The sequence below is a fragment of the Pseudomonas fluvialis genome (genome assembly GCF_002234375.1).
GTDB lineage: Bacteria > Pseudomonadota > Gammaproteobacteria > Pseudomonadales > Pseudomonadaceae > Aquipseudomonas > Aquipseudomonas fluvialis.
On the sequence record NZ_NMQV01000013.1, the window covers coordinates 73,185 to 93,607 of the forward strand.

Annotated in this window: 20 protein-coding genes; all 20 read right to left on the minus strand. The window is 58.8% G+C overall.

Annotated features, from left to right (window positions below; genetic code table 11):
• Positions 1–84: 84 nt before the first annotated feature.
• Entirely contained in the window at positions 85–1,554 is a 1,470-nt protein-coding gene (locus CFY91_RS07555) for a sigma-54 dependent transcriptional regulator (protein WP_093985742.1), read from the minus strand.
• A gap of 214 nt (positions 1,555–1,768) precedes the next feature.
• Positions 1,769–2,065, minus strand: coding sequence for a flagellar protein FliT (gene fliT / locus CFY91_RS07560; RefSeq protein ID WP_093985743.1), 297 nt, complete (start codon positions 2,063–2,065; stop codon positions 1,769–1,771).
• A gap of 18 nt (positions 2,066–2,083) precedes the next feature.
• Positions 2,084–2,470: a flagellar export chaperone FliS gene (fliS, locus tag CFY91_RS07565; protein ID WP_093985744.1), complete on the minus strand. Its 387-nt coding sequence runs from the start codon at positions 2,468–2,470 to the stop codon at positions 2,084–2,086.
• A gap of 113 nt (positions 2,471–2,583) precedes the next feature.
• The gene (gene fliS / locus CFY91_RS07570; RefSeq protein ID WP_093985745.1) at positions 2,584–2,973 is read right to left on the minus strand and encodes a flagellar export chaperone FliS; all 390 of its coding nucleotides are present in this window, start codon (positions 2,971–2,973) and stop codon (positions 2,584–2,586) included.
• A 3-nt stretch (positions 2,974–2,976) separates the two neighbouring features.
• Positions 2,977–4,377, minus strand: a complete 1,401-nt coding sequence (gene fliD / locus CFY91_RS07575) for a flagellar filament capping protein FliD (protein ID WP_093985746.1) — start codon at positions 4,375–4,377, stop codon at positions 2,977–2,979.
• 74 nt (positions 4,378–4,451) lie between these two features.
• Positions 4,452–4,838: a flagellar protein FlaG gene (locus CFY91_RS07580; RefSeq protein WP_229727202.1), complete on the minus strand. Its 387-nt coding sequence runs from the start codon at positions 4,836–4,838 to the stop codon at positions 4,452–4,454.
• A gap of 77 nt (positions 4,839–4,915) precedes the next feature.
• Positions 4,916–6,442, minus strand: a complete 1,527-nt coding sequence (locus CFY91_RS07585; RefSeq protein ID WP_093985747.1) for a flagellin — start codon at positions 6,440–6,442, stop codon at positions 4,916–4,918.
• A 202-nt stretch (positions 6,443–6,644) separates the two neighbouring features.
• Positions 6,645–7,901, minus strand: coding sequence for a flagellar hook-associated protein FlgL (flgL, locus tag CFY91_RS07590; RefSeq protein ID WP_093985748.1), 1,257 nt, complete (start codon positions 7,899–7,901; stop codon positions 6,645–6,647).
• Between the two features lie 120 nt (positions 7,902–8,021).
• A complete protein-coding gene (gene flgK / locus CFY91_RS07595) occupies positions 8,022–10,157 on the minus strand; it encodes a flagellar hook-associated protein FlgK (protein WP_093985749.1) in 2,136 nt (711 codons plus the stop codon).
• Between the two features lie 3 nt (positions 10,158–10,160).
• Positions 10,161–11,312 (minus strand): flagellar assembly peptidoglycan hydrolase FlgJ, encoded by a 1,152-nt coding sequence (flgJ, locus tag CFY91_RS07600; protein ID WP_093985750.1) that lies wholly within the window; start codon positions 11,310–11,312, stop codon positions 10,161–10,163.
• 10 nt (positions 11,313–11,322) lie between these two features.
• A complete protein-coding gene (locus tag CFY91_RS07605; RefSeq protein WP_093985751.1) occupies positions 11,323–12,459 on the minus strand; it encodes a flagellar basal body P-ring protein FlgI in 1,137 nt (378 codons plus the stop codon).
• Between the two features lie 13 nt (positions 12,460–12,472).
• Entirely contained in the window at positions 12,473–13,189 is a 717-nt protein-coding gene (gene flgH / locus CFY91_RS07610) for a flagellar basal body L-ring protein FlgH (RefSeq protein WP_093985752.1), read from the minus strand.
• 17 nt (positions 13,190–13,206) lie between these two features.
• Positions 13,207–13,992, minus strand: coding sequence for a flagellar basal-body rod protein FlgG (gene flgG / locus CFY91_RS07615; protein ID WP_093985753.1), 786 nt, complete (start codon positions 13,990–13,992; stop codon positions 13,207–13,209).
• 46 nt (positions 13,993–14,038) lie between these two features.
• Complete coding sequence (locus CFY91_RS07620) at positions 14,039–14,782, minus strand: flagellar basal body rod protein FlgF (RefSeq protein WP_093985754.1); 744 nt, start codon at positions 14,780–14,782, stop codon at positions 14,039–14,041.
• 245 nt (positions 14,783–15,027) lie between these two features.
• Positions 15,028–16,563 carry a flagellar hook protein FlgE gene (gene flgE, locus CFY91_RS07625; protein ID WP_093985755.1) on the minus strand — a complete coding sequence of 512 codons (1,536 nt, stop codon included), beginning with the start codon at positions 16,561–16,563 and terminating at the stop codon, positions 15,028–15,030.
• Positions 16,564–16,590: 27 nt separating this feature from the next.
• Positions 16,591–17,262, minus strand: coding sequence for a flagellar hook assembly protein FlgD (gene flgD, locus CFY91_RS07630; protein ID WP_093985756.1), 672 nt, complete (start codon positions 17,260–17,262; stop codon positions 16,591–16,593).
• Positions 17,263–17,278: 16 nt separating this feature from the next.
• Positions 17,279–17,719, minus strand: a complete 441-nt coding sequence (gene flgC / locus CFY91_RS07635; protein ID WP_093985757.1) for a flagellar basal body rod protein FlgC — start codon at positions 17,717–17,719, stop codon at positions 17,279–17,281.
• Between the two features lie 12 nt (positions 17,720–17,731).
• Entirely contained in the window at positions 17,732–18,136 is a 405-nt protein-coding gene (gene flgB / locus CFY91_RS07640) for a flagellar basal body rod protein FlgB (RefSeq protein WP_093985851.1), read from the minus strand.
• A gap of 344 nt (positions 18,137–18,480) precedes the next feature.
• A complete protein-coding gene (gene cheR, locus CFY91_RS07645) occupies positions 18,481–19,308 on the minus strand; it encodes a protein-glutamate O-methyltransferase CheR (protein WP_093985758.1) in 828 nt (275 codons plus the stop codon).
• A gap of 44 nt (positions 19,309–19,352) precedes the next feature.
• A complete protein-coding gene (locus CFY91_RS07650; RefSeq protein ID WP_093985759.1) occupies positions 19,353–20,285 on the minus strand; it encodes a chemotaxis protein CheV in 933 nt (310 codons plus the stop codon).
• Between the last annotated feature and the right edge of the window lie 138 nt (positions 20,286–20,423).

Sequence of the window (20,423 nt, forward strand, 5' to 3'; positions counted from 1 at the left end):
AAAGCCTGTGCCCAAAAAATAAGCCACTAAAATCAATGGCTTATTTTAAAAACAAACAATCATCGCCAAGAAACCGGCATACAGTTACTCAGCCTCATCATCCTCGTCACGCCGATTCATGCCGTACTTGCGCATCTTCTCGACCAAGGTGGTACGCCGGATACGTAAGCGCTCGGCGGCGCGCGCCACCACCCCGGCAGCGTCATCCAGGGCCTGCTGGATCAGGTCTTGCTCCAGGTTGCCCAGGTATTCCTTGAGGTCGATACCTTCCGGCGGCAGCAACGCGCCACTTTCCAGGCTCGGCAAATTACCCATCAACGCGTCACGCTCCTGCAACTCCTCACGCAGGCTGGAGAGCTGCTCGTCCTCATCATCGACATGCCGGAATTTCTTCGGCAGCTCGGCCACGCCGATCACTCCGTAGGGGTGCATGATGGCCATGCGCTCAACCAGGTTGGCCAGCTCGCGCACGTTACCCGGCCAGTCATGCCGACACAGCGACATGATGGCCGCCGAGTTGAAGCGAATGGAACCACGCTTCTCATGCTCCATGCGCGAAATCAGCTCGTTCATCAACAGAGGAATGTCCTCGATACGCTCGCGCAACGGGGCCATCTCGATGGGAAAGACATTCAGTCGGTAGTACAGGTCCTCGCGGAAACTGCCCTCCTCGATCATCTTCTCCAGATCCTTGTGGGTGGCGGCGATGATACGCACGTCGGCACTTTGCGTTTTATTGCTGCCTACCCGCTCGAAGGTCCGCTCCTGCAGTACGCGCAGCAGCTTGACCTGCATCGGCAGCGGCATATCGCCAATTTCATCGAGGAACAGGGTGCCCCCGTTGGCCAACTCAAAACGCCCGGCACGGCTACTGATTGCCCCGGTAAAGGCACCCTTCTCATGACCGAACAGTTCGCTTTCCAACAGCTCGGCGGGAATGGCCCCACAGTTGACCGGCACAAAAGGCGCCTCACGCCGCTTGGAGTGGTAGTGCAGGTTGCGCGCTACCACTTCCTTACCGGTTCCCGATTCGCCAAGGATCAGCACGCTGGCCTCGGTATCGGCAACCTGCTGCATCATCTGGCGCACTTGCTGGATGGCACGACTGGTACCTACCAGGCTACGGAACAGATTCGGCTCGCGCTGACGGCCACGCTCACGAGCCTGGTCGTACATTTCACGGTAGACCTGAGCACGGTGCAGCGAATCGAGCAGCTTGTTGTAGCTGGGCGGCATATCCAGGCTGACCAGAACGCGGCGGCGCAAGTCTTCCGGCCACTGTGCAGTCGGTGCCTCACCGACCAGCAGGATCGGCAGAAACTCATCACGCTCGCCTAACTGGCGCAGCAGCTCCAGTACCCCGCCCTTGCCATCAACTTGTCCAACCAGCGCGACCGACAAGGTACGACAGTCTGCCAGGCCATCAAGCAGCGAGGGCCATTGCTGGCTGCTAGCGGCCAGATGCTCCTCACCTAGGAAGTTCAGAATGACGCCCAGGTCATGACGACGCGCGGCATCATCATCGATCAACAGAATCTTGGTTTCTCGCCACATGGCTTGGCTTCTGACTCAACGACGGTAAGAGAAAAGGCTGACACGGGCAGCCTGCCGCTAGGCTGAACAATCAGCCCAGCCGGCAATTGGCCACTAGTAAAGTCAAAAGACCGACAAGAGTCAATTTAATGGCGTGAAATTTCTGAAAATACTGAAAGGATACTGCGCAGGATCAAGCCTGGCGTGCAGCTTGCCTGCACGCCGTAACAGTGCCTCAGCCAAACAACTGATACACCTTGGCGCCCTGTTGCGACTGATTAAGCTGCAAAAGCTCACTGGCCAGACGTTGCTGCTCGCTCTGACAGAGCTGCACCAACTCACGGTAAAGGGCCAACAATTCTTCGAGACGGCCACGCAGCTGTGCTTCGTCACGCACCGACTCATCCATGGCTTCATCAACCAGTGCCCGGCACAGCTGATCCAGCTCACCAATAGCCGCCCAGTCACGTGCCGCCAAGGCTGCACGCAATGCGCAGCCCGTTTGTTCCAGACGTTGTACCGACAGGCTCATGGCTGTGTCCCCAACGGGTTAGATCTGATTGGCAATGCCATCCCAACCGCTTTTTACTTCACGCAGCAGGCCGGCCACTTCATCGATGATAGCCACATCATTACTGCGATTGGCCTGCAGCAGGCGGCTACTCATGTACTCGTACAGGCTATCCAGATTAGCCGCCAGCTCACCACCCTGACGCAAGTCGAGCCCTTCACGCAAGCCGCCAATGATGGCAATCGCCTTGCCCAGCAACTCGCCCTTCAAGGCTACCTGACCACGCTCCATCGCTCCCTTGGCTTGCGCCAGCCGACTGAGCCCACCCTCCATCAACATCTGAATCAGTCGATGCGGGCTGGCATCGAACACCTGCGCCTGGGTATTGACCGTTTGGTACTGCTTGAGGGCTGCCATGGCATTCATGATGACTCCGCACGATGTGTGTTGCTGATACTTGGTTATCGGCAAGCACACGAAAAGCTTGAGTCAAAACAACAGCTAACAGCGCACTTAGGGCCATGACCGCGTCTGGACAGTCAGGCCGGCGACACCGGCTCGACTTCGGGCCCGATAGCATCCCAGGCCGACTTGATCTGTTCCAGGAGCGCAGTCACCTCATCCAGGCTACGCGGTGTGCGATCCAGCGCCACACCCGCCAGGCGACGAGTCATATAGTCATACAAGGCATCCAGGTTGGCGGCAATTTCCCCACCCAATTCTTTGTCCAGGCTGCCTTGCAACACGCCGATGATATCCAGGGTATTGCCAACCGCCAGACCACGAACCTCTGGGTTGCCTTCCTGCAAGGCATGGCGGGCCAGGGAAAGACGATCCAAAGCCCCCTGTAGCAATATCTGCACGGCACGATAAGGTGTCACGTCCTGCTGTGTCTTGACGGACTTGTAGGTATCGATGGGGTTGCTCACGGGTTAACTTTCCTTCTTGACGAAACCAGGCAGGCTACCCAACGACTGAGTCAGGCGGTCACTGGTGCTGTTGAGCTGGCTGACCAGCGAGTCCATGGCATTGAATTGCTTGAGCAAGCGTTCCTGTACCTTGGCGATGCGCAGGTTCTGGCTTTCTTTCTGCTTGTCGATGTCCTTGATGGTGGCCTGCAGGCTGTTCATACGCTGCTCAAGAATGCCGCCAGTCTGAACAAAACCATTGATGCGCTTATCCAGACGCGCCATAAGGCCGCTATCCCCGGTGAAGAACGCCCCCACCGCGTCATAGTTTTCCTTGAGCGCCTTATCGAAAACCGTATCGTCGATTTTCAGCGTGCCGTCTTTTTGCGTGGTAATCCCCAAATCAGCGAGCACACGCAAACTGTCGCCACTGCCGGTGGCCGGATTACCCAACTCGGCACGCAGGCCACCCAACAGGGTGCGCACCGACGCATCACCGACCAGGCCACCCACTACAGGCGGCTTGCCCTCGCCCGCGGAGGTAACCCCGGTCAGTTGGTTACTGGTGGTGATCAGCGTGTTATAGGTATCAATGAATTTCTTGATACTGCTCTTCACCCCGCCGGTGTCCTGCCCCACGGTAATGGTCAGGTTGGTACCAGGCTCGGCCTTGAGCAGATTGAGGGTCACATCGGGTATGGCATCGCTGATGCTGTTTTTGCCACTGAACAGGGTCAGGCCATCAATGGCAAATTCCGCATCGGCTGCCTGGGTCAGGTAGCCAGCCGAACTGTCGCTAACCGCCACTGTGGGGTCGATTTGCAGATCAGTCAGCCCGGCACTGGCCTTCTCAATGACGATGTCCTTGCCGGCACCGGTTTCCTTACCCGTGAGCACCAGGCGTGAAGTCTCTGCAGCAGGATCGTTGACAACGTTGGCCGTCACGCCCTGATCTTTCAGCGCAGCATTGAGTTTGTCACGAATGGCTACCAGGTCATCTCCAGCCGTCACCGCCACTTCCACGGCAGTACCAGAGCCCACCCGAACATCGAAGGTGCCGTCACTGGCTGCATTGAAGGTCGATGCCAGGCTTTGCGTAGCCACCTTGCTGCTGGTGGCCAGGCTACGCACTTCCAGCTGATAGCTGCCGGAAAGCGCAGTGGTGCTGGCGCTGGCCGTGGCCAGCTTGCTGTCCGAGGAAGTCGCCGTACGTTTGTCGAACAACTCAGGCTTGTTGAGCTCCTTGAGCGCGGCCTGCAGTGCGCTGGCGGCGCCCTTGAGCTGGCCCAGGGCAGTGAACTTGGTGGTACTGGCTTTTTCCAGGCGTGCCAGCTGGGCATCCTTGGGCGCTCGTTCTGCACTGACCAGTGCCGAAACGATGCTATTGATGTCCACACCTGAGCCGATGCCGGTTATAGCTGCCATGTTAGCCACCTCGTCAATGGGTTGACGTTCTGATTCGTTGCGCTCCCTTTCACACAAGAATCATGCCAGTTTACTCAGGCTTCCGCCTTGAACAACAGGCTGCGCGCTTGTTCCAGGCTTTCCGCCAAACGCAACGCTTCTTCCGAGGGAATCTGGCGAATGACTTCGCCGGAAGCACCGTCGGTCACTTTCACCACCACTCGCCCCGTGGAGTCATCCAGGGAAAAGTTCAGGTTACGCTGCACGGTCTGCACAAACTGTTGGATGCTGGAAACCGCCTCTTCAAGCGGCTGTTCGCCTTGCCGGGCCGTATCGGCCGTTTCCCGCGCTGCGCGCACGGTTTCGGCCGCAGTGGCAGGCTGCACAGGCTGCGCAGCGCCTGACGGCTCAGCGCGACTGACCGACTGGGCCGGGCGGCTGACCGACGACAAGCCGCCAGCCGCCATACTGTTGATATCCATAAGCTCACCTCGCATGGCAAGACGGGGAGTAGCGCCAAGCACTACCCCCCGTGTTCAAGCATACCGCTCGTTTCAGCTTAACGCAGGAGGCTCAGCACTGCCTGCGGCAACTGGTTGGCCTGCGCCAGGATCGCCGTACCGGCCTGTTGCAGCACCTGATTCTTGCTCAGGTTGGCGGTTTCTGCAGCGAAGTCGGTGTCCTGGATACGGCCACGGGCAGCCGATACGTTCTCCGAGATGTTCTGCAGGTTGGAGATGGTGTTCTCGAAGCGGTTCTGCACGGCACCCAAGCTGGAACGCTGGTCATCGATCTGAGCCATGGCCGAGTCGATCACTGCGATGGCTGACTGAGCACCCGCTGCAGTTTTGATGTCGATCTTAGCGACAGTTTCCAGGCTTGAGTTTGCAGCGGTAGATCCCAGGAACTCTGCGGTGCCGCCATTGACGGAAAAGGACTTGGTTGAAGAAAAGGTGACGAAACCACTCACGGTTGTGGAGTCGGTACCGGTACCGACGGCAGTTTCATCAGGTTCTTCAAGGGTAATAGCAGAGGCGGAGGGGACATAGGTGCCATCGGATTTCAGCGCGGCCACTTTGACGATTGCGTTGTTGGTAGCATCACCATCGGCCACCGAGAAATTCTCGATTTTGATGTCATAACCGGCCTTGCTCTCGAGCACCAGCTTGCCATCTTTGTTCGGCGAAGCACTGGCAGTGATGCCGGTATCTGCCGACTTGGCGTTGATGGCATCGACCAGAGAACTCAGATCGTTGGTGTCGGTGATGTTAGCGCTGATGTCTACCGCGGTGGAGTTCGAACCGGAAAGCTTGAACGACACAACACCGGTCTCGGCCAGAGCGCTGAGCTCCGCCCCCGTCTTGGCTTCTGCCTTAACGCCGGTATTCAAGGTCTCGGCATTGATCTTGTCCGCAACTGCTTTAGCCGTATCGTTAGCACTTGTAGTAATGGTCTTTTGCCCCGAAAAACCAGTAACAATCAAAGACTGAGCATCCAAGCCGTTAACCGGCGCAGTTGTGGCGGCAGCTGAAGCCACGCCAGCAGAAATGCTCCCGTTCGACTTAAGCGTGTGATTGCCCAGTTTATCCGCCGCCGCACTGGTCAGAGTGATATCGATGGTTTCGTTGGCATTGGAACCCACCTGGAAGCTGGAGGTGCCAAAAGTACCGTCCAGCACTTTGCGGCCACCGAAGGTCGTGGTGGTGGCAATGCGCGACAACTCACTCTGCAGTTGGGCCACCTCTTTTTGCAGCGAGCCGCGGTCTTCGGCACTGTTCGAGCCGTTCGCCGACTGCAGGGCCAGGTCGCGCATGCGCTGCAGCAGGTTGGTGGACTGTTGCAGGGCGCCTTCGGCGGTTTGCGCCAGGGAGATACCATCGTTGGCATTGCGTACCGCGACACCCAGGCCATTCACCTGACTGGTCAGACGGTTGGAGATTTGCAGACCAGCAGCATCGTCTTTGGCGGAGTTGATGCGCGAACCGGTGGACAGGCGTTGCAGGGAGGTACTCAGCGCATTGGAGGAATTATTCAGGTTGCGCTGGGTATTGAGCGATGCAACGTTGGTATTGACTGTAAGTGCCATGGTATGAGCCTCCAATGGGCGGGTACTTAAGGTAGCCTGGTGGTGCGGGCCTAGGTGTTCAGCCTGGGCTGGCCCACCATTTACCTCGCATTCGTACTGGTTATCGTCGGGTGGCGGGAAAGCTTGAGGACTTTTTTAAGTTTTTTTGCGTTTTTTTCTGACAACGGGTTGACAGGCATGCCACTCGCCCCAGACAGGCGTCTTACATCTGGCTGAACAGGGTCAACCCGGCGATTTTCACGTAGCTTTGCTGGGCAGCCTCCAGCACGATGCTTTCAAAGGACAGGCGCGATAACGCTTCGGCGTAGTCCAGCTCGCGCAACTGGGCCTGCACGCTTTTGTTGACCAGGCTGACATCCTCGTTGTCGGTCTGCGTGGTTTCCACAATGTTCAGGCGTGCACCGATTTCCCCACGGACACCGTCGAGCGTCACCATGGCATGGTCCAGATTGGTCAAGCCCAAGGCCACGGCATCACGCACCTGCAGGTTGCCGTTGGGTGTGTCTGGCGCATCCAGCAGCGCCTGACGCAAAGTGGCAATGCTGTCGAGCACGCCTTGTTTCTGCACATCCACGCCGCCCACCTGGCGCGGGGTGATCTGCACCAGTTCGCCGCCAGCCGGGGTGCCGTCGAAGTTCACCACCACGCCACGGAATACCAGTTTGTCCTGCTTGGCCGGGTCACTATCCAGCGTGCCGCTACCCAGCACGGCAGGCGGAGCAATCGAACGAATTTCGTAGTTTTGCGGGTTGACCGTATCAAACTCGATTTCGATACCGCCGGGCGGGAACGCCGGGGTGCCGCTGAAGGCCACTTCATCCTGCACCAGCGGTGTACTGACGCGCAGCCCTGGCAAACCCGGCGCCCCGGGCGGAGCCAATTGCAGACGCCCGGCATCGGTGATATTGACGAAGGTCTTCTTGCCGTTGTCACTGATGGGAATATCCAGCGAGCTGGCGATCTGGATCTTGCGCTGCCCTTCATCCCCCTGATAGGCATAGCTGCCGTCAGCCTGTCGGACAAACGGCTGGGTTTTACCCTGGAAGCCGGCAAACAGGTACTCACCGCGGGCATTACGGGTGTTCATCACGCCCAACAGTTCGTCCTCTCGTTCCTGCAGCTCAGCAGCAATGGAGGCGCGATCCTTGCTGCTCAGGGCACCATTACCGGCCTGCACGGCCAGCTCTCGCACACGCTGCAGGATAGTGTTGGCGGAGTTGAGGCTAACCTCTTCCTGGGTCAGGCTGTTTTTCGCGGCGGTGAGGTTTTCTGCGTATTGGTTAAGGACATTCTGCTGCTGCTCCAACTGCAACAGGCGTACCGAGGCTACCGGATCATCGGCCGGGGTGAGGATCCGGTTACCCGTACTGATCTGCTCTTGAGTACGGGTCACATTGGCATAGTTGCGCTGCAAGCCGGCAACGCCGTTATTGAATGCCTGCAAGGTTGAGATGCGCATAGAAAGCCTCTTGTCGCCATGGGAGTCTGCCTCCCGTCCACTTCAACAAGTCCAAGGGTGGGCTTGCCGCTGTATCGACTGGCCAACCAACAGCCAGTCCTCACCTAATTCGTCCGGCGCTTACCTGAAGGTCCCGATCAGGGTATCGAACAGGCTGCGCGCAACTTGAATGATTTGCGCCGAAGCCTGGTAATACTGCTGAAACTTGATCAGGTTGGCTGCCTCTTCATCCAGGTTGACCGCTGACAGCGAATCGCGATTGTCCGTCGCCTGCTTGAGAATCGCACTGGTAGCGGTATCGTCGATCCGCGCCTGGGCAGTCAGCGTACCGACGCGTTCCACCAGATCGCCATAACCATCGGTAAAACTAACCCCGGCCACCAGACCATTGGGCCCGGAGCTGACACCCACCACCTGAGCATTCTGCAGGTCGACGAGACGCAGAGCATTACGGTTATCCGAAACGCCACTGAGGTTCTGCCCCACACTGAAACGATCTCCCTCGACCGGGCGACCACTGAAGGTTTGTTCGACGGTATAGCTCTGGGTTACCCCACCGCTGGTCACCACAATCGCATAGCTGAGGTTATTGCTTTGCCCGGGGGTCACGTTCAACCCGGTAATCGGTGTAGGCGCCGGGGCTGGAGCTGCCGGCGGAGGGGGCGAGGTTTGTGGCACGCTGGTAATACTGACCCCGGCAGGCAGCGGCGTGACAAACTCCAGCTGATTGGTCGCCTGGTTGAAACGCAATTCGATACTGCCCAACGCCTGCAGGTTCTGCAGGCGCAGCGGGTCGGAAACGAAGTTCTGCTGCGGCAGGCTGGCCGGATCGATCACCAGGGTCACGTTTGGCTGACCGATCACGCCATTACCGGCATTCTGCAGATTGGCCTGGCTACGCAGCGGCGCAGCAAATGCCAGCTGATCGGGTTGGTCCAGCACGCTGCGGATGTCTGCCGCACCACGACGGGTCGGCTGCAGGAGGAAACGATCACCGGCATTTGGGGTGCCCGTCAGGTTGACGGTAATGCCCTGATCCACGCCATTGCCATCACTCAGACGCAATCCGCCCGCACCATCCGCGCTGACCGTCATCACTGCATTGTCACTGAGGCGCCGTGCGGTATAGCCGGCAGGCGCGGAAACCCCGTCATACTCCAGGCGATAGTCGCTGGCAGTCAGCAACTGGCTATCACGGATACTCACCGAGGCATCCACGCTCGAAATGTTGTCGGCATACGGCCGCGCCCGCAGATCAGCCAGCTGCGCGTCATTCAGGTTATTGAACAGCGCCACCCCGACATTACCCTTGAGGTCGAGCCCCTGGCCCAACTGGGCGTTGATTTCGCTGTTCATGGCGATGGCCAAACGGCCTACGCTGTTGAGCGTGGCATCCAGCACCTCTTCTCGATAACGAATCAATCCGCCTAATTCACCGCCGGATAGCTGGGTGGTCACCGCCTGCCGCGAGGAGCCACTGACAAAGTCAATCTCGAAGCGGGTTGGATCACCACGACCAATCACCGCCTCCAGCTTGCTCACCGTATTGCCAACCACCAAGGGCTGGCCACTGCCGATAAACAGGTTGTAGGTGTTGTCATCCTGCGGCACCACGGTCACACCGATATAGGTCGACAGCTGGCGAACTGCTTCTTCGCGGGCATCCAGCAGGTCATTGGGTGCCGCCCCATTGGCAGCGGCCACGGCAATGGCATCGTTCAGCTGACCGATCGAACCGGCAAGCCGATTGATCTGCTCGGTCGTGACCTGCATCTGCTTGTTGATGAATTCGTTCTGGCTGGCCAGGCGGTCATAGATGGTATTGAAACGCCGTGCCAGGCCTTCGGCCTCGGACAGCACCAGCTGTCGTGCCGGAATATTGGCGGGATCTTCCGCAGCCGTCTGCAACGAGGAGAAGAACTGTTGCAGCGACGGCGTAATGCCGGTGGTATTGCCGGCCAGCAGCGAATCCAGCTGCTCGATCTGACTTTTGTAGGACTTCACGTCGCTATTGAGTGCCGTGCTGCTGCGCAGCTGGGTACTCAGGAACTCGCTGTAGCTGCGACGGATATCGACCAGGGTGGTCCCGGAGCCGATATAGCCCGAACCACTGAACTGCGGCACGCGAGTAGCTTGCACGGTGTCCTGGCGGCTAAAACCAGGCGTATTGACGTTGCTGATGTTGTGGCCGGTAACCGTCAGCGACGTCTTGTTGGCGGCCAGGCCGGAAAGGCCAATATTGAGAAGGTCTGCCATGGCTTAGGTCCGCTGTTGTGCCGTCGGGCGGCTGGCATCGGCTACCCGCTGGTAGGTGTCCAGTTGGCGGGCGATCTGGTTGACCTTGCGCGCATACTGCGGGTCGGTGGCATAGCCTGCCCGCTGCAGCTCACGCATGAACTGTTCGGGATTGGCGGTCTGCTGCAGGGCGGTACGATAACGTCCGTTGCTTTGCAGGAAAGTCACATAGTCATCGAAGCTCTGCGCCAGCGAGTCGTAGCTACGGAAGCTGGCGCGCTCCTTGATCGCCTGGCCATTGTGGTACTCGGTGGTCATCACCGAAGCGGAGGCGCCCTTCCAGCCGTGCGACTTGATACCGAACAGGTTATGGCTGCTTTCCCCGCCCTGCTTGATGATCGACTTGCCCCAGCCAGTTTCCAACGCTGCCTGCGCCACCAGATAGCGTGGGTCGACACCTATCTTGGCAGCAGCCTGCTCGGCCATAGGCATCAGGCTGGCTACGAAATCGGCTGGCGTATCGAAGTTGAGCACCTGGCTGCCCTGCGTCTGCAAGGGTCGTTCGGCAGGTGCCGCATAACTGCGCGCAGGCACCCAGTCACGCGCCGCCAATTGTGGGGGCTGTGCCGCATCCATGGCGACCTGCAAACGCTCACTGCCGCGTCCTGGCAGGGCCAGACGGCGCTGGTTAAGCAGCCGCGAGTCGTCGCGGGCGGCCTCGCCGGCAGCCGGCAGACGGCTGTTCAGCGCGGCCTGTGGCGAACTGGGCCAGGCGCTCGGGGTATTCATCTGGCTGACGGTTACTGCCGGCGGCACGCCTGCCGAGCCTTCTTGAGCAAAGGGATTGGGCCGGCTGGCACGTTCCTTGAGCTTGCTCATCTGCCGCACCAGTACATCGGCCAGGCCAATGCCGCCCTCCTTGGCCAGGGTCACCGACAGTTGCTGGTCATGCATATCCTGGTAAGTCTTGCTCTCGCTGCTGTTGAGGAAGTTGCCTTCGGCAAATACCTCGTTGCCGGCACGCATGGCCTTGAGCATCTGGTTGATGAACAGCGACTCGAACTCCTGCGCGGCCTTTTGAATATTGGCTTCGCTGTCGCCCCCCACCTTGTACTGGCCCAGGCGGTTGAGGTCGCTGTATGCACCGGAGTCGATGCCGGACGTGCGCGCTTGCATGGCCGTCTCCTCAGATCACGATCAGATCGGCCTGCAGTGCACCGGCCTGTTTGAGGGCTTCGAGAATCGCCATCAGGTCGGAAGGCGCTGCGCCTACCTGGTTGACTGCCCGGACGATCTCATCGAGGGTCGTACCCGGGCCAAACTTGAACATAGGCCGCGCCTCCTGCTCGGCATTCACCCGCGAGCGCGGCACCACCGCGGTTTCACCAGCGGACAGTGCCTCGGGCTGGCTGACAATCGGATCTTCGGTGATGGTCACGGTCAGGCTGCCGTGGGTCACCGCCGCCGGCTGAACCTTGACGTTCTGGCCGATGACGATGGTCCCGGTGCGCGAATTGATGATCACCTTGGCCACTGCCTGGCCCACCTCAACGTCCAGGTTCTCGATGATCGACAGGTAATCGACGCGCTGCCCGGGGTCGGCCGGTGCGCTGACACTGATCGACGCGCCATCCAGCGCCCGGGCCACGCCCGGGCCGAGCAGTTCGTTGAGGGTATCGACGATATTCTTGGCGGTGGTGAAATCCGGACGGTTGAGGTTGAGCACCAGGCTGTTGCCCTGGTCAAAGCCACTCGGCACCGCACGCTCCACCGTGGCCCCGGAAGGAATACGCCCGGCGGACGGTACGTTGACGGTGATCCGCGAACCATCGCCACCCTGAGCGTCGAAGCCACCGACCACCAGGTTACCCTGGGCCACCGCATAGACGTTGCCATCGATGCCCTTCAGCGGCGTCAGCAGCAGGCTGCCACCGCGCAGGCTCTTGGCATTGCCGATCGACGACACGGTGATATCGATGGTCTGCCCGGGCTTGGCAAAGGCCGGCAGCTCGGCATGCACCGATACCGCCGCGACGTTCTTCAGTTGCACGTTGCCACTGCCGGCCGGCACCTTGATACCGAACTGTGCCAGCATGTTGTTGAAGGTCTGCAGGGTGAAGGGCGTCTGGGTGGTCTGGTCACCCGTGCCATTCAAGCCGACGACCAGGCCGTAGCCGATCAACTGGTTGCTGCGCACACCCTGGATGCTGGCCAGATCCTTGAGACGCGCCGCCTGCACGGGCGCGGCAAGCATCAGCCAGAGCAGGCCAAGTACGGCCACCAGGCTGTAGGCAGTACGGGAATGGAAGCTGCACGGATTCATCACTGCCACCTTGTCAGAACGGCCACATCGGGCTCATGAAGAAACGATCCAGCCAACCCGGCTGGCTGGCGTCAGCAAACGAGCCGGTGCCCGAGTAGGTAATCCGCGCGTTGGCAATACGGGTCGACGCTACGGTGTTGTCCGTGGCGATATCGTCAGCACGCACCAGACCGGCAATGCGCACCAGCTCATCCCCGGTATTCAGGGTCATCCACTTCTCGCCGCGCACCATGAGGATGCCGTTGGGCATGACTTCGGCCACGGTGACGGTGATCGAGCCGCTCAGGCTGTTGCCCTGCGCCGCCTTGCTGTCGCCCTTGGTGCTACGGGTACCGCCGTACTCCACGCCCAGTGTCAGGTCGTCAGCCTGCAGCGGATTGAGGCTTCCCTGCAGCGGGTTGGCCAGGGACACCCCACCACCGAACAGCGAGGTCACCCCCATGTTGGTGTTGCTGTCCTTGGACAACTGGGCATTGGCGTTCTTGCTGGCCTGGGTCCGCTCGTTGAGGGTGATGGTGATGATGTCGCCTACCCGGAACGCCTTGCGATCGTCATACAGGTTGGTCTCGAAGCCCGCCTGGTAGATGGCACCACTGTTCTGCGCCGGCGGCAGCGGGGTACGCGGCATCACCGGGGCATAGTAGGGGTCATCCGGCTTGGGCTGCGGCGCCACACAGGCGGCCAGCAGCAGGCTCAAGCTCAACAGCGACAGCAATTTGGCGGCAGGCATGACAATCACCTCAAGACTCAGAGTTGCTGGGTGATGAACGAGAGCATCTGATCCGCGGTGGACACCACCTTGGAGTTCATCTCGTAAGCGCGCTGGGTGGTGATCATGTTGACCATCTCTTCCACCACACTGACGTTGGAGTTTTCCAGGGTGTTCTGCAGCACCGTGCCCAATCCGGTCAGGCCCGGCGTACCGACCTGCGGTGCACCACTGGCGCCGGTCTCCAGGAACAGGTTGTTGCCGATCGCCTGCAGGCCCGCCGGATTGATGAAGTCGGCCGTCTGGATATTGCCGATCACCTGCGGCTGTGGATCGCCAAAGGTGGTCACCGACACCGTGCCGTCTTCACCGACCATGAAGGTCTGCACCTCGGGCGGCAGCACGATGGCCGGCTCCAGGGCAAAGCCGTTGGAGGTCACCAGCTGGCCGTCGGAGTTGAGGTGGAAGCTGCCGTCACGGGTGTAGGACACCGTGCCATCGGGCAGCAGCACCTGGAAGAAACCGCGGCCATTGATCGCCATGTCCAGCGGCTGCTCGGTGGTCTGCAGGCTGCCAGCCGTGAAGATCTTCTGCGTACCGACGATGCGCACCCCGGTACCCAGCTGCAAGCCGCTGGGCAACTGGCTGTCCTGACTGGACTGACCACCCGGTTGGCGACGAATCTGGTACAGCAGATCCTCGAACTCGGCACGATCACGTTTGAAACCCGTGGTCGAGACGTTGGCCAGGTTGTTGGAAATGGTCGTCAGGTTCATGTCCTGGGCGGACAGACCGGTCTTGCTGACCCACAGTGCCGGAAGCATGGTTACTCTCCTCGGGCGTCGGATTCATGACGCCCTTATCTACTCATCAGCTCAGTTGCATGACCCGTGCCATAGCCGCGGCATTGTCCTCGGCGGTACGCATCATCTTCACGTGCAGTTCGAACTGTCGCGCCAGCGACAGCATGGAGGTCATTTCATCGACCGCATTGACGTTGCTCGACTCGACGAAGCCGGACACCATGCGCACATTGGCGTCGGCATCCTGCGGCTGGGTCGCGCCCTTGACGCGGATCAGGCCATCAACGCCTTTCTCCAACTGCTTGGGATCGGGGTTGACCAACTTGATCCGGTCGACCTCAGCCAGCACATTGGGCGCTTCACCCAGCGCACGAATACTCAGCGTGCCGTCCTGGCCGATTTCGACCTTCTCCTCCGGCGGCACCAGGATCGGTCCGGCGTTGCCCAGCACCGGCAGACCGGCACTGGTACGCAACTGACCGAGCGCATCGATCTGCAGACTGGCCGTACGCACGTAAGCCTCGCTGCCATCAGCAGCCTGTACGGCAATCCAGCCCTGCCCTTCCACCGCCACGTCCAGGTCTCGCCCGGTTTCCTGCAGGCTGCCCGGCGTAAAGTCGGTGCCGGGACGCTCGCTCATGGCATAGGCACGCGCCGGCAGGCTTTCGCCAAACACCGGCATGGAGCGGGCCTGCTCGAAATCACGGCGAAAACCACTGGTGGATATGTTCGCCAGGTTATTGGCGTGGGCACGCTGAGCCAGGGTATTCTGACTGGCGCCGGTCATGGCGATATAGAGCATCTTGTCCATGTCTGATCTCCGCTGCAGGCCTCGGCCAAGAAAGGGATGAGCAAACAAATGCACAAGTCATGCCATTCTTTTAAATATTAATAAGTTATTGATTTAAAAGAAAAATAAAGAAAGTAAAGGAGAATCTGAGAAGACCAGCGGCGACAGAATGCCGGCGGCGGCAAGCGACTTTTGCCGGTGCATACAAACAGACGCTCGCCAGCATTCCACCCTGCGGCGAAACACTGGCGAGCGTCTGTCAGTCACTAGCGGATGTTGAGAATGGTCTGGGTAACCGCACTTTCGGTTTCGATGGTCTTGGCATTGGCCTGGTAGTTGCGTTGCGCCACGATCAGATTGACCAGCTGATCCGACAACTCGACGTTGGAGTCTTCCAGCGCACCAGCCTGCAAAGCCCCCAGCGTACCGGTGGCAGGTGGGTTACGCACCGGCTCACCTGACTCGAAGGATTGCACCCACTGGGTTTTACCTACCGGCGTCAGCCCCTGCACATTGGCAAAGTTGGCCAGAATGATCTGCCCCTGAATCATCGACTGGCCGTTGGTATAGCGCGCAAACACTTCGCCCGTTTCAGCAATTTCCAATCCGGCCAACTCGCCGGTGGTGTAGCCATCCTGACTCACCCGGTTGACGGCAAAGGCGCTGGCAAATTGCGTAGCATTACGCATATCCAGATTCACCCCCTCCACATTGGCATTGGCACCGTTTGCCACCGGCACGGCGGGCGTACCATTGTTGAGGTTAGCAGGGGTCCACTGGCGGAGATTGAGTGTGCCATCGGCATTCAACTGCCAGAAGTCATTGGCATCCGGCGGCGTGGCCGGCACGGCATTGGGGTCATACACACCGGTAATCGGCTGCAAACGACCCACGGCGTCAAAAGCCAGGTTAGCACTAATAGGCGACTGAGCACCTACGCGGGCAACAGCTGCTGCCACATCTGCCGCACTAGGCGGCGGCGCGGAGGCCAGCAAGGCACTGACCTGGGTATTCATGTCGGCATAGAAGTCGGAAGCGGGATCCAGCGTACCCAGCGCAGCAGCCAATACGGCAGCCGGTGTCGCACCACCTGCCGCTGCCGTGGTGGCAGCCAGGTTGGGTGCGCCAGCCAAGGGATGTGCGCCGTCGATCAGCACGTTCATCGTCCAGTTATTCGGTCCGGTCTTGACGAAATACTGGGTAAAAACGTGCGCATTACCCTGGGAGTCGTAAATGTTCAGCGAGGTTGATGAGTTATAGGTGGTCGGATCATCCGCTCGGAAGGGGGCATTGACCGGCACGGTATTGGTCGAGTTGAGGTTGTAAACCTGCTCGATGCTCGAGGTAGGCCGAGGATCCTGGCTAGCCGTACGAATCTGCAGATTACCCACGACCCCAGGTTGCAGTACGCCATTGGCGTCGACCGTATAGCCCTGCAGGTTGTAGCCAAAATTATCGACCAGGAAACCATCCTTATCGGTTCCGAAGTACCCGGCACGGGTATAGCTCAAGGCACCGTTGTTGCTGACCTGGAAGAAACCGTTGCCGTTGATCGCCAGGTCAAGCGCATTCTGCGTGTAGTTGATGTTGCCCTGATTGAACAGTTGCGACACATCCGCCAGCAATACACCACTGCCTTGCGGGTTCTTGCCCGTACCCAACACCGAGGACGCATACACATCAGCGAACTCGGCACGCGACTGTTTGAAACCAACGGTACCGGCGTTGGCAATGTTGTTGCCCGTAACGTTGAGGTCTTTGGTGGCAGCACGCAGGCCGCTGAGACCGATATTGAAAGACATCTTCGTCTCCTTTGCCGCGAGCGGCGCTTACTGACCGATGATCTGCACCTTGGACAGGCCGATACTGCCAATGCCTGCCAGGTTCAACATGAGTTCGCCGCCGTTTTGCGGCAGCACAACGCTGTCGACATTGGCCGGCAGCATGGTGTAAAGGCCTTTGTTCTCGTTACCGACCGTAGCCTGGGCTTCGAACTTGTAGGTTCCCGGCGGCATCAGCTCGCCTTTGGCATTCTTGCCATCCCAAATGAAGCTGACATTGCCCGCCGGCTGTTGACCCAGGTTGATACGATTAACCAGGCTGCCGGCATTGTCATACACGTTGACGAACACGTTATTGCTGCTTACCGGCAAAACGGCACTGGCCTTGAAGCTTTCACTGGTATCTACCAGCGCCTTGTCGGTCGGTACTATCACCTTGCGCCCCACCAGCGAAGACGCCTGCAGGGCCTGCGAGGACTGATAGCCGGACAGCAATGAGCCCATGCTGCTATTAAGCTTCTCGATGCCTTCGACCTGGCTGAACTGCGCCAACTGGGCAATAAATTCGCCATTACCCTGCGGCTCCAGGGGGTTCTGGTTGTTCAACTGAGCAACCAGCAGCTCGAGAAACTGGTTCTTGCCCAGTTCCTTGCTGGAGTTGCTTTCATTCTTGATCTGGTACTTCTCCAGCACCGATCCTGCCGCGCCAACCGTGCTCATCTGCCTGCTCCTTGCCTTACTGGCCCAAGGTCAGAACCCGCTGCATCATCTGCTTGGCGGTGTTCATCATTTCCACGTTGGTCTGGTAAGCGCGACTGGCCGAAATCATGTCGGCCATTTCCTCAACGACATTGACGTTGGGGTAATAGACATAGCCCGCCTCATCGGCCATCGGATGATTGGGCTCATAGCGCGGCATGAGCGTGCTCTGGTCTTCGACAATACCCAGCACCTGAACGCCAGCTCCCGCCTGGTCCTGGTCAGCAAATAGCGAACCGCCACCACCCTGCGCCTGCTGGAACACCGTGGCAAAGACCGGATGACGGGCACGGTAAGTCTGATCAATGCTGGACGATACCGTTTCGGCATTGGCGATATTGCTGGAGATTGTATTGAGGCGCGTGCTTTGCGCGCTCATGCCACTCCCGGCAATGTTGAATACACTGGACAGAGACATTTATCGTTCTCCTTATTCGCCGCGCAGGGCCGACATCAGCCCCTTGAACTTGCTGTTGAGCATGGTAAAGCTGGCCTGGAACTGCACCGCGTTCTCCGCGTACTTGGCCTGCTCCTGCTGGACATCCACTGTGTTCTGATCAATGGAAGGATGGTGCGGCGTGGTATAGCGCAACGCAGCATCCCCCATAGCAAGGCCCTCTCCGGCAATGTGCCGGTTGCTGGTACGCGCTAAAGACACGCCTTGGGAGCCCCCAGACTGCTGCTCAGCCAGTACAGCGGCAAAATCCAGGTCACGCGCCTTGAAATTTGGGGTATCCGCGTTGGCAATGTTGTTGGCCAGCACCTCTGCGCGCTGAGAGCGAAAGCCCAGCGCGTGCTGATGAATACCCAGTGCTCGATCGAAACTGATGCTCATGGTCAGGCCCTCGCCCACACCTAATTGGTCAGCAACAAAAAAGCAAAGTGCGTGCCACAAAGAGAATAAGCTTATAAATCAATAAGATATAAAACACTCAGGAAGGCAAAGAGCGACTGCGCGGTAGTTTTTTGCCGCTGATGGCAAGCCACCATGCCGCTCGCGACAGCCGCTACAAGCCCGCTGCACCGGGCGCTCCGCCCACACAGCAGACAAGACACCCCAAGACAGGCGTCATTAACCGGCAGACAAAAAACAGAAGGCGTCGAAAAAATGACGGTCACGCCTGAGCGCGCATGACCATGACAAGGCGACCCGCGGGGCCCGCGGGTCCATAGCGGGCGCTACTTGACCTTGTAGATGATGCCCGGGCTGCACTGCACCATCTGGTACAGATCAGGCAGACCGTTGAGCGCCTCGGAAGCCCCGAGGAACAGATAGCCGCCGGGCTTGAGAGTGGCATGAATACGCGTGAGGATGTCCTTCTTGACCTCAGCCGAGAAGTAAATCAGCACATTGCGGCAAAACACGATATCGAACTTGCCGAGGCTCGCATAACTGTCCAACAGATTGAGCATACGGAATTCGACACGGTTACGAATCGCCGGCTTGACCACCCAGCGGCCAGGTCCCTTAGGGTCAAAATAACGCTGCAGGCGCTCTTGCGAAAGCCCGCGGCCCATCGCTAGGCTGTCGTACTCTCCTGCCTTGCAGGCTGTGAGCATGGACGCCGAAAGGTCAGTCGCGACAATCTGCACACCAGACTTGAGCTGCCCAAGGTTGCTGCGTTCAAACTCATCAATAGCCATCGACAGCGAGAACGGCTCCTGACCGGAAGAGCTGGCTGCCGACCAGATCCGCAAACGCTGCCCCGGATTAGCCTTGATCAGCTCGGGCAGCACACGCGACTTCAGTACTTCAAAGGGATAGGTATCACGAAACCACAGCGTTTCATTGGTGGTCATCGCGTCCACCACCTGCTCACGCAAACCACCACGCGGCTGACTCTGGATGCGCTGAACCAGCTCACCCAGGGTCTTGATATTGTTCTGCTCCATCAATTTGTTGAGACGACTGGAAACCAGGTATTGCTTGTTGCTACCCAGCAATATCCCGCAGGTTTTTTCCAGGAACACCCGGAACTGCTCAAAATCCAAATTGCCCGAAGACACGCGCGCCGCCTCTACCGTCAAAAAATAAGCTGAGGGCCAAGCCCTCAGCTAGCTTCTACTGCCTTGATCCTGTCCACTACGCGCGCCGCCAATTCATCAGGACGGAACTTGGCCAGAAAATCATCGGCACCTACTTTCTTCACCATTGCCTGATTAAACACGCCGGACAGCGAAGTATGCAGGATGATATGCATTTTCTGCAGACGCGGATCACTACGAATTTCCGCAGTCAGTGTATAGCCGTCCATTTCCGGCATCTCGATATCGGAAATCAGCATCAGCAGCTCTTCATCGACCTGCTTGCCCTGCGCAGCCATCTGCATCAGATAGTCATAAGCCTGACGACCATCGTTGAGCGCTATCACCTCGACACCTACCGTTTCCAGGCAACGGATAACCTGCTTGCGCGCCACCGAAGAATCGTCGCAGATGAGCACCTTCTTGCTGACTGCCTTGGCCTGCGTATCCACATCGATCACCCCTTCGGAAATCACTTCCGAGGTGGGTGCTACCTCCGCCAGAATCTTCTCGACGTCGATGATCTCGACCAGTTGATTGTCAACACGTGTTACTGCCGTCAGGTAGTGGTCACGCCCGGTTCCCTTGGGCGGCGGATGGATTTCTTCCCAGTTCATGTTGATGATGCGTTCCACCGAGCGAACCAGAAAGCCCTGAATCTTGCTGTTGTACTCAGTGATGATCACAAAGCTGTTCTTCAGATCCGACAGACCTGCCCGACCTGTCGCCATGGACAGGTCAAGAATCGGGATAGTCCCCCCACGGATGTTCGCCACACCTCGTACGACCGGACTGGATTTGGGCATGATGGTGAGTTTGGGGCATTGCAACACCTCCTTCACCTTGAACACGTTGATGCCATACAGCTGCGGACTGTCCAGACGGAACAACAGCAGCTCCAGGCGGTTCTGCCCTACCAGTTGAGTACGCTGGTTAACCGAATCCAATACACCGGCCATGCCCAGACTCCTTGTTTCAGTCATCGGACGCACTGGCAATGCTAGCAGTGCGGCACGAGCCTTGCTTTATAAAGTGTTATGAACGCAACGATGACGACTTTCCGACGCCACTTGGCATTGCGCTGCCATTGGGTACTT